This window comes from Clostridium sp. LS, assembly GCF_002760435.1.
Classification (GTDB): Bacteria; Bacillota; Clostridia; order Clostridiales; family Clostridiaceae; genus Clostridium.
The window spans coordinates 1-14,204 of the sequence record NZ_AUUU01000110.1; the positions used below are offsets into that span (position 1 = coordinate 1).

14 protein-coding genes are annotated in these 14,204 nt (G+C 29.5%); 11 read left to right on the forward strand and 3 right to left on the reverse strand.

Annotation, left to right across the window (positions count from 1 at the left end):
• The first annotated feature begins 263 nt into the window (after nucleotides 1-263).
• From COL3_RS21445 to COL3_RS21465, 5 genes are all read left to right on the forward strand, one after another.
• Nucleotides 264-884, forward strand: a complete 621-nt coding sequence (locus COL3_RS21445) for a DUF4867 family protein (RefSeq protein WP_008423523.1) — start codon at nucleotides 264-266, stop codon at nucleotides 882-884.
• Between the two features lie 263 nt (nucleotides 885-1,147).
• Nucleotides 1,148-2,620 (forward strand): L-fucose/L-arabinose isomerase family protein, encoded by a 1,473-nt coding sequence (locus COL3_RS21450; protein ID WP_008423524.1) that lies wholly within the window; start codon nucleotides 1,148-1,150, stop codon nucleotides 2,618-2,620.
• 210 nt (nucleotides 2,621-2,830) lie between these two features.
• Nucleotides 2,831-3,448: a DeoR/GlpR transcriptional regulator gene (locus COL3_RS21455; RefSeq protein WP_008423525.1), complete on the forward strand. Its 618-nt coding sequence runs from the start codon at nucleotides 2,831-2,833 to the stop codon at nucleotides 3,446-3,448.
• A gap of 92 nt (nucleotides 3,449-3,540) precedes the next feature.
• Complete coding sequence (locus tag COL3_RS21460; protein ID WP_008423526.1) at nucleotides 3,541-4,302, forward strand: DeoR/GlpR family DNA-binding transcription regulator; 762 nt, start codon at nucleotides 3,541-3,543, stop codon at nucleotides 4,300-4,302.
• A 58-nt stretch (nucleotides 4,303-4,360) separates the two neighbouring features.
• Nucleotides 4,361-5,164, forward strand: coding sequence for a Cof-type HAD-IIB family hydrolase (locus tag COL3_RS21465; RefSeq protein ID WP_008423527.1), 804 nt, complete (start codon nucleotides 4,361-4,363; stop codon nucleotides 5,162-5,164).
• 57 nt (nucleotides 5,165-5,221) lie between these two features.
• Here the strand turns inward: COL3_RS21465 and COL3_RS21470 are convergent, their stop codons facing one another.
• Nucleotides 5,222-6,145 (reverse strand): winged helix-turn-helix transcriptional regulator, encoded by a 924-nt coding sequence (locus COL3_RS21470; protein WP_008423528.1) that lies wholly within the window; start codon nucleotides 6,143-6,145, stop codon nucleotides 5,222-5,224.
• A 334-nt stretch (nucleotides 6,146-6,479) separates the two neighbouring features.
• Between COL3_RS21470 and COL3_RS21475 the strand changes: the two genes are divergently transcribed.
• Nucleotides 6,480-7,958 carry an alpha-N-arabinofuranosidase gene (locus tag COL3_RS21475; protein WP_008423529.1) on the forward strand — a complete coding sequence of 493 codons (1,479 nt, stop codon included), beginning with the start codon at nucleotides 6,480-6,482 and terminating at the stop codon, nucleotides 7,956-7,958.
• A gap of 1 nt (nucleotide 7,959) precedes the next feature.
• Entirely contained in the window at nucleotides 7,960-8,214 is a 255-nt protein-coding gene (locus tag COL3_RS21480; protein ID WP_008423532.1) for a DUF6171 family protein, read from the forward strand.
• Between the two features lie 105 nt (nucleotides 8,215-8,319).
• Here the strand turns inward: COL3_RS21480 and COL3_RS21485 are convergent, their stop codons facing one another.
• Entirely contained in the window at nucleotides 8,320-9,174 is an 855-nt protein-coding gene (locus COL3_RS21485; protein WP_008423535.1) for an AraC family transcriptional regulator, read from the reverse strand.
• Between the two features lie 156 nt (nucleotides 9,175-9,330).
• Here COL3_RS21485 and COL3_RS21490 point away from each other — a divergent pair, with 156 nt between their 5' ends.
• Both COL3_RS21490 and COL3_RS21495 read left to right on the forward strand, forming a co-directional pair.
• Nucleotides 9,331-10,116, forward strand: coding sequence for a gluconate 5-dehydrogenase (locus COL3_RS21490; protein ID WP_008423537.1), 786 nt, complete (start codon nucleotides 9,331-9,333; stop codon nucleotides 10,114-10,116).
• A gap of 17 nt (nucleotides 10,117-10,133) precedes the next feature.
• A complete protein-coding gene (locus COL3_RS21495; protein WP_008423539.1) occupies nucleotides 10,134-10,772 on the forward strand; it encodes an RpiB/LacA/LacB family sugar-phosphate isomerase in 639 nt (212 codons plus the stop codon).
• Nucleotides 10,773-11,151: 379 nt separating this feature from the next.
• On the opposite strand, the gene COL3_RS21500 is transcribed toward COL3_RS21495, so the two are convergent.
• Nucleotides 11,152-11,955: an IclR family transcriptional regulator gene (locus COL3_RS21500; protein WP_008423541.1), complete on the reverse strand. Its 804-nt coding sequence runs from the start codon at nucleotides 11,953-11,955 to the stop codon at nucleotides 11,152-11,154.
• A 369-nt stretch (nucleotides 11,956-12,324) separates the two neighbouring features.
• On the opposite strand from COL3_RS21500, the gene COL3_RS21505 reads away from it, so the two are divergent.
• Together COL3_RS21505 and COL3_RS21510 are read left to right on the forward strand one after the other, a co-directional pair.
• Nucleotides 12,325-13,272, forward strand: coding sequence for a sugar kinase (locus COL3_RS21505; protein ID WP_035283381.1), 948 nt, complete (start codon nucleotides 12,325-12,327; stop codon nucleotides 13,270-13,272).
• 102 nt (nucleotides 13,273-13,374) lie between these two features.
• On the forward strand, nucleotides 13,375-14,001 hold the full coding sequence (locus COL3_RS21510; RefSeq protein ID WP_008423545.1) for a bifunctional 4-hydroxy-2-oxoglutarate aldolase/2-dehydro-3-deoxy-phosphogluconate aldolase: 627 nt from the start codon (nucleotides 13,375-13,377) through the stop codon (nucleotides 13,999-14,001).
• The last annotated feature ends 203 nt before the right edge of the window (nucleotides 14,002-14,204 follow it).

The window sequence follows — 14,204 nt, forward strand, 5'->3', positions numbered from 1 at the left end:
TGGATTTACAGTAGAAAATGTAGTAGAAAAAGCAGTTAAAGTTGTAGGAAAGTAATTTCAAAAAGTCAATAATTTAATCTATAAATATACCAAAGTTATATTTTAATTCTTTCAATAGCAATAGTATAAGAAAAGTATGTATAAGAAAAAGTAGTGTGAAATAAGAAAAATAAATTAACAATATAAATAAAAGAATTTGAAGATGTAATTGAAGTATATTTATAGATTCTAATAATAAAAATTTAGTTAAGAGAGGAAAGAATATGGTTATTAAAAACGTAAATGATAAAGAATTTAAAAAATATGGACAAATCTTAAAAAATTATAATTGTTCAGAAATAATTAAAAAGATGGAAAGTACTCCACTGCCAAAAGCTGTAATTTATACACCATCTGTTAAAGAATTAGAAAATTTAAGAATCGCTGAAGAATTAAGAAAAAGAGAATTTGGTGAATTACCAATACAAATAGGTTATTGCAATGGAAATAACTATCAACTAAATGCGGTTGAATACCATCGTACATCAGAAATAAATATAGCAGTAACTGATCTTATACTACTTCTAGGCAGCCAACAAGATATTGAAGACGATTACTCTTATGATACATCAAAGATAGAAGCATTTTTTGTTCCTGCTGGAACTATGATAGAGGTTTATGCAACTACTCTTCATTATGCCCCATGCAATGCAAATGAAGATGGATTTAGATGTGTCGTAGTACTTCCAAAGGATACCAATGTATCTTTAGAGAGTAAGGTAGAAAAAGTCGGAGAAGATGCATTATTATTTGCCAAAAACAAATGGTTAATTGGACACAAAGAAGTTGATTTCGGTGATCAAGAAGCATTTATAGGGCTTGTGGGAGAAAATATACACCTATAAAAAGAGCAGCCATGCTGCAATACGGATCATTTGATCTATAAAAAGAGCAGCTATGCTGCAATACGGAACTTAAACACCTATAAAAAGAGTGTGGTGGACAATTAAGAACTTCTAAGAGCAACAACGAACAGTTTACAATGCTTGATTAAATATAAACTATAAGAATAAATAAAATAAACCATAAGAATTTAATAAATAACTATAAGAATAAATTAAAAATAAAAATAGATTAAATAAAAATGATAAAAATGGAGGAATTTAAAATGAATAACACACCAAAAGTAAAATTAGGAATTGTTGCAGTAAGTAGAGATTGTTTCCCAATGGAATTATCAGCAAATAGAAGAAAGACAGTAGTGGAAGCTTATAACGGAGAAATTTTTGAATGCCAAACAACTGTTGAAAATGAAAAAGATATGAGAAAAGCTTTAGCTGAAGTTAAGGAAGCTGGAGTAAATGCATTAGTTGTATACTTAGGAAACTTCGGACCTGAAACTTCAGAAACTTTACTTGCTAAGGAATTTGATGGACCAGTTATGTTTGCAGCAGCATCAGAAGAAAGTGGAGATAATTTAATAGGTGGACGTGGAGACGCTTATTGCGGAATGTTAAACGCAAGCTACAATCTAGCTTTAAGAAATATTAAAGCATACATTCCAGAATATCCAGTAGGAACAGCTCCAGAAGTTGCAGGAATGATTTCTGAATTTGTGCCGGTTGCAACTGCATTACTAGGATTAAAGAATCTAAAAATTATATCTTTTGGTCCAAGACCTCAAGACTTTCTAGCTTGTAATGCACCAATTAAGCAATTATATAACCTAGGTGTTGAAATAGAAGAAAACTCAGAACTTGATTTATTTGCAGCATTTAATGCTCACAAGGATGATCCAAGAATTCCAGAAGTAATAGCTAGCATGGAAAAAGAACTAGGTGAAGGAAATAAAATGCCTGGTATTTTACCAAAGCTTGCTCAATATGAAATCACATTATTAGATTGGATGGAAGAACATAAAGGTTCAAGAGAATATATTGTATTTGCAAATAAATGCTGGCCATCATTCCAAACACAATTCGGATTTGTACCATGTTATGTAAACAGCCGTTTAACAGCTATGGGAATCCCAGTATCATGTGAAGTTGATATCTATGGTGCATTAAGCGAATATATTGGAACTTGCATAAGTCAAGATGTTGTAACATTACTTGACATAAACAATACAGTTCCAGCTGATATGTATGAATCAGAAATTAAAGGTAAATTTAACTATACATTAAATGATACATTTATGGCATTCCACTGTGGTAATACAGCAGCTTGTAAATTAACATGTGGTACTATGAAAAACCAAATGATCATGGCAAGAGCACTTGAACCAAATCAAGAACCAAATATAACTAGAGGAACACTTGAAGGAGATATCGTGCCAGGAGATATTACATTCTTTAGATTACAAAGTAATGCAGACGCTGAACTTACAGCTTATGTAGCACAAGGTGAAGTATTACCAGTTGCAACTCGTTCATTTGGAGCTATTGGAGTGTTTGCAATTCCAGAAATGGGAAGGTTCTATCGCCACGTATTAGTTGAAGGAAGATATCCACACCACGGAGCAGTTGCGTTTGGACACTTTGGAAAAGCAGTTTACAACTTATTTAGATATTTAGGAGTTAAAGAAGTTGGATTTAACCAACCAAAGGGTATGCTTTATAAAACTGAAAATCCTTTTGCATAAACAATAAACAATTATAAATATTAAAATGAAAAGTATCTAGAAATTATTATTAAAATATTTCTGGATACTTTTTTTAATAGACTATTTATTAAAATATTGTAATTGTAATGCTGTTTTGTAAGGCGTTTTATACTGATTGTGAAAATAAATACTTAAAAGCATTGAAAAAATATATTAAAATGCTTATAATTACTTATAAGGGGTGATTATATGATTGAAGAAGAAAAATATAAAAATTTCAATGTAAATAATACATGCTCGTATAAGGAAAGACTAAAATTAAATCTTAATGAAAAAAGAAGAATTGTTGAGAAAGCTATGAAATTTATACATAATAATGGAACATATTTTTTTGATGTTTCAACTAGTGTCGAATTTCTTGCTAGAGCTCTAGATAAAAAAGCGACTATATTCACTCATTCTATAGATAACTTTAATATACTTTCTGAAAAAAGGGGTATAACAGTAAATTTGATTGCAGGGGAATTTAATATTAAGAACCGTTTCTTTTATAATGCAGATTGTGAAAGATGCTTAAATGGAATCAAGTTTGATTCAGCATTTTTAGGTGCTGGAGCTATAAAAAAAGATGGGATATATTATGAAAATGAGGAAGATTCTTATATCAAAAGAGAAATTGTAAAAAGGTCTAAAAAAGTAATTATACTAGCTGAACATCAAAAATATGAAAAAAACGCTAATTATAAAGGTCTAAATTTAGATCAGGCAAACATTATTATTGTTGATCCAATATCAGTTTCTTCCTTTAGTGATATTATAGCATCGCGTAATATAAAAATTAATCCCAAAAGTTTAATTATTATATAGAATAAAATATATGTGGTTAGAATTATTAAAAATAAAGCTGTATATCAAATAATTAATTTTTACATTTATATAAATTAAGGAAAGGTGATTCTATGTATCAAGAAGAAAGACTTTTGAAAATATTAGAGTATTTAAATGAACACAACTATATGTCCATTCATGATATTTGCAATATGTTTAATGTATCAAGGGATACTGCACGCCGTGATATTGTAAAACTTATAAATCAGGGCACAGCAGTTAGAACTCACGGTGGAATTAGCCTGCCTATATTAAGAAATACTATTAAGGAATATAGAGAAAGAATTGAAGCTTACTCCGAGGAAAAACGGTTTATAGCCAAAAAAGCACTGGAGTTTATTGAAGAGGAGAAACATTATTTTTTTGATGTTTCAACAATAATAAGTTTCTTAGCGCAAGAATTAAATAAATCTATTTGGGTGCTTACTCATTCTCTAGATAATATTGAAATACTTTCTGAAAAAGAAGACATTGATGTAAATTGTATAGGAGGCTCTCTTAATAGAAAAAATAGATTTTTTTATAGATCAGACGGCACAAATTACCTTAGCAAAATGAGGTTTGATGCAGCGATATTAGGCGCAGCGGCCATAACAGAAGATGGGATTTATTATGTTGATGAAGAAGATGCATTAATTAAACAGATAGCTGCAAAAAAATCTGATAGAGTGATAGTCCTTGCTGAATATGAGAAATTTAAACGCTTGAGTTATTATAAAGGTGTAGAATGGGAGTTAATAGATATTATTATAACAGATAAAATGCCGCCATCTGCTTTTGTAGAGATTATTAAATCGCATGATATTCAACTCATAATTGCTAATAATATATAGTTCTTAAGTAATTGTAAGTAATTCATATTTTATAATAAATAGTTAAGGGGATGAGTATATGAATAATTTTAAAATGGTATGCTTAGATATTGATGGGACTTTATTAAATTCAAAGCATGAGATTACAGAAAAAGTGAAAAGTACTATAAATATAGTTGCAAATGAGAATAAAGTACCTGTAATACTGGTTTCAGCTAGAATGCCAAAAGGAATAAAATTTTTGCAAAAGGAACTTGGAATAGAGGAACCAATTATCTGTTATAGTGGTGCCTTGATTCTAGGTAAAGATAATACTATATTAGCTAAGGAGTTTATAGATATTTCTAACCTTGAAGATATATATAAGTTAGCTAATAAGAATAATATTCACATGAGTCTATATAAGGATGATGAATGGTATGTAGAACAATTAGATTATTGGGCTAAACAAGAAAGTGAAATAACAAATATTACTCCTAATATTACGAATTTTAGTGAACTAATAGAACAATGGAGAATAGAAGGAACAGGACCAAACAAGATTTTATGTATGTCCGCCCCGGAAGAAATAAATTTTCTGAAAGAAAATATTAAAGTGAGTGATTTAAATATATATCCTTCTAAGCCAACATACCTAGAAATTATGCCAATAAAAGCATCTAAAACAGCAGCAATTAACTGCCTGCAAAGGAAATTAAATATAGATAAGTCGGAAATAATAGCAATGGGAGATAACTATAACGACATTGATATGTTGGAATATGCGGGACTTGGGATAGCGATGGGAAATGCTCCAGAAGAGGTAAAGGGACATGCCAATGATGTAGCTCTAACAAATGATGAAGATGGGGTCGCAGAAGCATTACTAAAATATGTAATTTAAAAACTATAAAGGAGAACGTTTGTGGTTACAAAATGTTCTCCTTTATAATTTAAAAAATTATGATTCTTGCATTTTATAGAATGTTTGCATTTTAATTGATTGATTATAATCTCCAAAGCCTTCACCAAATAAGGTGAAACCTCCTACATTTTTAGTATCTTTAGGAACAGAAAATCTAAAAGTTATAGTACTAGTATAATCTAATTTAAGATCATCAATTGTAATATCTGAAATCTTACTTCCGCTATCAATAAAAGTTCCATCTTTGTTTATTGATAGGGTCTTAAGTCTTCCATATTGATTACAGATTTCAGGCCACCAGTTAGGGGTAAATCTTCCGCGTCTAGCACCAAAATCGCCGGGACTTACCCAATAGCCTAGATTAATATTATTTATTGAGAAATGTATATCTGATGGATAATTTTCATTATAACCTGGACACTCAGATGAAATTTCAAAAGAAAGCTGCAATTCCGTTAATTTTTGTCCAGCAGTTAAGCGGTTTGGCAGGTTATATTCCACAAATCCGGTAGTAAACCATAATACTGAGGCCTGAAAATGTTCAGGAAATAAAAAATAACGAGGATCATCAAATTCACCAATAATATGATCCTTAGTTGAAATACCGCAAGTAGCTGTCACTTGACAGTTTGAATAGTAGCCTATTTCAATTTCATCTTTATAGGAAGCAATATCTAATTTCTTAGGAAGCAAGTCTATTACCATCATTTCATGAAGTGGTTTGCAAATTTTCATAGAACCACGCTTACCAGACATAGTATGTATTTCTATTAAACCAACTTCTTCTAATTTTTTTATATGAAGAGAGATAGCGCTATTAGTTAAGTTAAGCATTGTAGCTAAATCATTTAAGTTTTTATCGCCATCTTCATATAAGATTTCCATTATTTTAAGACGCATAGGAGCACCAAGAGCCTTGAAAACTTCACTGGCATCTTTCATTGATTCAAAATGTAACATAATCGTTCCTTTCTATAGTTAGAGATAAAATTTTAGCCTTTTAATAAATAGTAAATCAAAATCTAGCAGAAAATATACCTTAACTAGGATAATTTTTTATAATTACTTTAACTTATCACTTAAATAAAAAAATAATTTAGATTTATGTATCTAATAAATGATAAATGAATTATAGCAAAAATAAGAATGCTTGTAAATCAATAAAGAATGGGATTACAAAGAATGAAAAAACATATAAAACTCGTTGACGAGGCTATTAGATTGTAGTATATTATAAATAATGTTAAATGAAAACTTTAATGTTAAAGTATTAACTTAAATAAAGGAGGATATTATGAGTAAGCTATTTGTAAATGTGCATAATAAAAAAGGAAAAATTAATAAGGAACTTTACGGACACTTTTCAGAACATTTAGGCAGATGTATTTATGAAGGATTATATGTAGGCGAAAATTCTAAAATCCCAAATACCAATGGCATGAGAAATGATGTTGTACAAGCATTAAAAGAGATAAAAATTCCAGTTCTTCGTTGGCCAGGTGGATGTTTTGCTGATGAATATCATTGGAAAGACGGAATTGGAGCAAAAGAAACTCGTAAGAAAATGATAAATACCCACTGGGGTGGAGTTGTAGAAGACAACAGCTTTGGTACTCATGAATTTATGGAATTATGTAAACAATTAGAATGTGAACCATATATTAATGGGAATGTAGGAAGCGGGACTGTTCAAGAAATGTCTGAATGGGTTGAATACTTAACATTTGAAGGTATTTCTCCAATGGCTGACCTTAGAAAGAAAAATGGTCATCAAGAAGCTTGGAAGGTAAAATATTTTGGAGTTGGTAATGAAAGCTGGGGCTGTGGTGGTAATATGACACCAGAACACTATGCTAATGAATATAGAAGATATCAAACATTCTGTAGAAATTATGGTGATAATAAACTGTATAAAATAGCTTGTGGAGCTAATGTAGACGATTATAATTGGACTGAAGGTGTAATGAAGGTTGCAGCTAACTTTATGGACGGTTTATCTCTTCATTATTATACAATTCCAGGAGATTTCTGGTTAGGTAAAGGAGCGGCTACTGGATTCGATGAAAAGGATTGGTATCTAACTCTTAAGAAAACATTAAAGATGGAAGAATTAATATATAGACATGGTGCAATCATGGATCAATATGACCCAGATAAGAGAGTTGGATTAATAGTTGATGAATGGGGAACTTGGTTTGATGTCGAACCAGGCACAAATCCGGGATTCTTATATCAACAAAATACAATGAGAGATGCCCTAGTTGCAGGTATTAACTTAAATATCTTTAACAAAAACTGTGATAGAGTTAAGATGGCAAATATTGCACAGCTAGTAAATGTACTTCAATCTGTTATTTTAACAGAAGGAGAAAAAATGGTTCTAACTCCAACTTATCACGTATTTAATATGTATAAGAATCATCAAGAAGCAACTCTTGTTGAAAGTTATATAGATACTAAAAACATAGGAGTTGAAGAAGAAAATCAAGTTCCTAATTTACATGAATCAGTATCTGTAGATGCAGAAGGAAGAATTAATATAACTTTAAATAACTTATCTGTTTCTGAATCTTACGATATCCAAGGAATATTTACAGACAGAGAAATTAAATCTGTTAAAGGTACAATTTTAACAAATGAAATGAGTGCATATAATAATTTTGATGCACCAGAAGTAGTAAAGCCAGCAGAATTTACAGATTTCAAGATTACAGATAAGGGAATTGACTTTAAGATTCCAAAATGTAGTGTACTTCATTTAGTTATAGAATAATATGAAACAGAGATTTTGCAAAAAATGCTTATTAGATGAGTTATTCGAAGAAAAAGAATATCAGCATCTACAAGATTATATAAAAAACTTAGATAAGCATATAAAAACAGAAGATGAGGAATATAAGAAACGATTAGGTATATGTATGCAGTGCGATAATTTAATTAATGGTATGTGTAGAATTTGTGGCTGCTTTGTTGAAATGAGAGCAGCAGTTAAGAAAAATTATTGCCCTGATATAGAGAAACACTGGTAAAATAATTAAGCTTAAACATTATAACTTAAGTATATACACACAAATAATTAGGGTGGCGTAGAAAGAATAAGTATTCTTTCTACGCCACCCTTTTTGTAATAAAAATTAATTCATACTAAAAGTAGAATATTTCTTAGGAGATACACCAACAGCTTTCTTAAAGGATTTTAAAAAGTTAGTATAGTCATTAAATCCACATTGAGCATATACATCATTAATATTAGAACCATTTGAAAGCATTGACTTAGCCATAGATATTCTTCTTGCAATAATATATTTATTTATTGTTGTTCCAGTTGCTAATTTGAAAATTCTACAGATATATGATTCACTCAAGAAAAAATGCTCAGCTAAGTGTTTTACAGTAACATTTTCTGTGACATTATCGTTTATATAGCCAATTATATCTTGAATTTGATTATTATATTTGTAAGATGATAACAATGAATCTTCATTATCAACAAATGCTTTAGTTAAATAGGTCATTAACTCTATAAAACTTGAATATTCAATTCTATCAGAACCAAAGCCTTCTGTGCTTATAATTTTATTTATAAAATACATAAATCTATTTTGTTGTTCTTTGTTTAGGTTAATTTTATGCCTGAAATTTTCATCACGATGTGTAAAACAATAGCTTAAATCAGTTTTATCAGTAGAGATTGATTTTAAAAAATCAGGATGAATTGAGATACCTATACGTTCATGAACTGTCTTATTTATTTGAGAGACGTAGTGACTTTCAAATTGATTTATGACAAATAAATCACCGGGATTAATATCATATAATTTATTATCTATTAAAAATTGTTTTCCGCCAGAAATAGAATAATAAATTTCATAACAATCGTGTATATGAATAGCCATAGTTTCTTCTTCAGAGTGTAAATGAGCAATTGAGAAATATTTGTTTGCTATGCAGTTTTTAATAGATTCCTTACATGATGTGAACTCTTTCATGACATTTACCTCCGTAATAAATATGTTATTAATTTTATTATACTTACTACTTCAAGATTTGCAACATTTTGAAAAAAATATAACAAGAAACAGTGAAAATATCATAGTATAATTAAATTATCAGATAAGTAATATAAATTCAAGGAGGAATATTTCATGAATATAAATAGTTTTTCATTAGAAGGTAAAATTGCATTAATAACAGGAGCAGCATATGGTATTGGATTCGAACTTGCAAAATCTTATGCAGAAGCAGGGGCAACAATAGTATTTAATGATATAAACCAAGAATTAGTTGATAAGGGCTTAAAAGGATATGAGGAATTAGGAATAAAGGCTCATGGTTACGTATGTGACGTTACAGATGAAGAAGCAGTAAATGAATTAATTGCAAAAATTGAAAAAGAAGTTGGAGTAATTGATATTTTAGTAAATAATGCCGGAATAATTAAACGTATTCCAATGCTTGAAATGAAGGCTGAAGATTTTAGAAAAGTTATAGATGTAGATTTAAATGCTCCATTTATAGTATCTAAGGCAGTAATACCAGGAATGATTAAAAAAGGTCATGGAAAAATAATTAACATCTGTTCTATGATGAGTGAACTTGGAAGAGAAACAGTTGCAGCTTATGCGGCAGCTAAAGGTGGACTTAAGATGTTAACAAGAAATATTGCATCTGAATATGGTGAATATAATATCCAATGTAATGGACTTGGACCTGGATATATAGAAACTCCACAAACTGCGCCAATTAGAACACCAGGGCATCCATTTAATGAATTTATAATAGCAAAAACTCCAGCTGCACGTTGGGGAACGCCAGAAGATTTAGCGGGACCAGCTGTATTCTTAGCATCTGATGCATCAAACTTTGTAAATGGTCATGTATTATACGTAGATGGTGGAATCTTAGCTTATATTGGAAAACAACCACAATAATTAGGAGGAAAAGAAGAATGAAAATAGCTTTAATAAATGAAAACAGCCAAGCAGCTAAAAATGAAATGATATGTGCATCATTAAAAAAAGTAGTAGAACCAATGGGTCACGAAGTATTTAATTATGGAATGTATAGTGCAGAAGATCCAGCGGTATTAACATATGTTCAAAATGGTATTTTAGCAGCTATCCTTTTAAATTCAGGAGCAGCTGATTATGTAATAACTGGATGCGGAACAGGGGAAGGTGCAATGCTTGCAGCTAATTCATTCCCAGGTGTATTATGTGGTCATATAGTTGATCCTTCAGATGCATATATGTTTGCACAAATCAACGATGGAAATGCAATAGCATTACCTTTTGCAAAAGGATTTGGATGGGGAGCAGAATTAAACTTAGAATATATTTTCGAAAAGCTATTCCTAGGCGAAAGTGGACAAGGATATCCAAAAGACAGAGTTGTACCAGAACAAAGAAATAAAAAGATCTTAGATGAAGTTAAAAAAGTAACCCACAAAGATATGGTAACAATTTTAAAAGAAATAGATCAAGATCTATTAAAAGGTGCTGTAAGCGGAGAAAAATTTAAAGAATATTTCTTTAGCAACTGCAAATGCAGAGAAATTGAAGCCTACATTAGAAGTATAGTAGAATAATAATAAGAATTTTAGCAGCATTGATTTTAACTATAACGATATATAATACTCTTTAATTATATATAATAATATATCCCAAATTAATCATAGCCTTAACAAGTGTAAATTTTAAACCTATCTCTAAATACTTGGTAAGGCTAAAAATATACTTATATTATGGTAAAAATTTCAAAAGGTAGCTGTATAAAATTAAACAAATAGAAAGTATCTTGCATTAATAATCATGCATAATATAAAATCGTACACTAATACTATAAATTAAAGGGAAAGATATTTTAACATTTTATAAAAATAAAAAATATTACTGGAAACCATAATTTTCAGTAATACTTTAATAATTATTTTGATAGAAAAACATAATTATCTATGATATCCAATTTTATATTGTGGAAGTAACATAACCCATAAGTCTGCTAATGTTATTAGCAACATTCATAAATTCATTTTTATACTTTAGCAAGTCATCCATAGAATTAAATAGTGTTACTGATGATAGACTTGTTGCAGCAATAATTTTATTGGTTCTATCAAAAATAGGAACAGCAATACATATAACACCGGTATCGTATTCGATGTTATCAAATGCATATAAATTTTTTCTTATTTCATGTATTTCGTCTAAAAGAATATTTATATCTGTGATGGTATTTTCTGCGTACTTCACGAATTTTGTATCTTTTAGTAATTCTCTTATTTTATCATCAGAATATTGAGATAATAACAGCTTCCCTGAGGCGGTACAATAAATTGGTGCTTTTTTTCCTATGCTAGAAGACATTACTATATTTCTGCTAGTATTCTCAGAGGATACTTTATCTACATAAATTATATTGGAAAATGATTCATCAGGAATACAAAGATGTATAACTTCATCAACTTTGCTTGCAAAATCATATATATATGGTCTAGCAGTAGTTATTAAGTCCATACTATTTGTTATGGAAGAAGATAAGTTAAGAAGTTTAATTCCTAGTTTATATTTTTCATTTTCTTTATTTTGGGTAACATAATCTTTATATTTTAAAGTTGTGATTATTCTATGTATAGTACTTTTACTCAAATTTAAATTTTTTGATAACTCACCAATTCCACAGCCTTTTGGATATTCAGCTAAACAATCAAGTATATCCAGAGCACGTTCTACTGATTGAACTAAATTGGAATTATTTAAATCCTCTGACATGTTAAATCCTCCTGAATATTTTTTATTCTTATAATACATTGTAATTGCTAAAGTTAATTTTAACAAACAGAAAATTAAAAGTTTTTTATAATACTATGATTGACAATTATAGTTGATAATATTAAAATTAAATTAGTAAATGAAACGGTGTTCCACGATACGGAATAAAAGGCGAAATTGATATTAAGATATTTTTATGCCTGAAAAATTTGAAAATAATCACAAGTAAAAAGATATATAATATTTTTTAATTATATATGATTATCTTAAAATTAATTACAGCCTTATCAAGTGTAAAATTTTAAACCTATCTCTACTTGCTTGATAAGGCTAAAATAAATATGTAAATTGAAAGTGGTGTATTAATTTATGGACGTAATTACTATAGGAGATGCAATGATTGCAATGTGTCCTCAAGAAAAGGGGCCAATAATATTTTGTGATACATTTAAAAGAAAATTAGGTGGAGCAGAATTAAATGTTGCAATGGGATGTGCAAGACTAGGATTAAAATCGGGCTGGATAAGTAGACTTGGTAATGATGATTTTGGAAAATACATACTAAAAACTGCAAGAGGAGAAGGAATTGATACTTCAGAAGTTCAGCTAGTAGATGGATATCCAACTTCAGTATACTTTAGAGAAGTTTTGGCAGACGGATCAAGCAGATCATTTTACTATAGAGAAAAATCTCCAACTAGTACAATGAGTGCAAAGGAATTAAATGAAGAATATTTTAAGAACTCCAAGGTTCTTCATATTACTGGCGTTTTTCCTTCCATCAATGAAAACAATAGAGAGGTAATATTAGAAGCAGTAAAATTAGCAAAGAAAAACAATCTAATAGTATCCTTTGATCCTAATATAAGATTAAAAATGTGGACTAAGGAAGAAGCAAAAAGCTATATAGAAAAACTTTTACCGTATGTGGATATTTTATTAATAGGCGATGAAGAAATAGAAATATTACTTGATGAAGTTAGTATTGAAGAAGCAATAAAAATATTCCATGATAAAGGAATAGAAAAAGTAATTGTTAAAAAGGGAGCTAAGGGAGCACTAGGCTCAGATGGCAAAAACATTTATGAAGTAGACGCAATTAAACCAAAAGCTCTAGTAGATACAGTTGGAGCAGGAGATGGGTTTGCAGCAGGATTTTTAACTGCATTACTTAAAGGTGAAACATTAGAAAATTGTGTTAAGTTTGCTAACGCCGTAGGTTCTCTAGTAGTTGGCGTTGAAGGAGACAATGAGGGCTTGCCTTATTATGAAGATGTATTAGTACATCTAGGACAATCAAAGAAAATAGAGCGTTAGTAAAGTAGCGGTAGTTTAATATACATCCGTTTAAGTATATAAATAAAAATTTTTAATTATATAGTTTAATAATTATATAAAAATAATAATGAGGTGAAAGAAATGTTTGAAAAAATTTATGATACACTAAAACAAGAAAAAGCAGTTGCTGTTATTAGAACTAAAACATATGAAGAAGCAAAAGAAATAAGTATAGCAGCTATTAAAGGTGGAATGAAAATTATAGAAGTAACTATGAGTGTACCAAACGCACCAAAGTTAATTAAAGAGTTAAAAGATGAATATAAAGATGCTTGTGTTGGAGCAGGAACTGTATTAACTAAAGATGCTGTAGATGCATGTATTGAAAATAATGCTGATTTTATTGTTTCACCTTGCTTAGATGAAGAAGTATTAGTTTATGCAATTCAAAGAAAAGCGTTAATGATACCAGGATTAATGACAATGTCAGAAATAAATAAAGCTTACAAATTAGGTTTAAGATTTATAAAAATATTCCCAGGAAATGTTGTTGGTAAAGGGCTGATTGGAGCAGCAAAATCTATATTTCCTGACCTTAGCATAATGCCTACTGGTGGAGTAAACAAAGATAACATTAACGAATGGATACAAGGCGGAGCAGATTGCAGTGGAATTGGCAGCGACTTAAACAAAATATACAAGAGCAATGGTGCTGCAGGTGTAGCTGAATACTGTGCAGAGGTTATAAATAAGGTTAAAAGTCTATAATAAAAAAGTTAATACTAGGGACTTCCCTATATTAAGTATATTCAAAAAGCTTAATTTAAGAATAAACCTAATAATCCACATAGAAAACTATATTCTTTGTGGATTATTTTATTTCTAGATACTAAAGTAATAATTTCAATTTATAGTTAAAAATATTTATTATTTCGGTAAGCTACCACATAAGTCTAGTTTACATGTTGTTT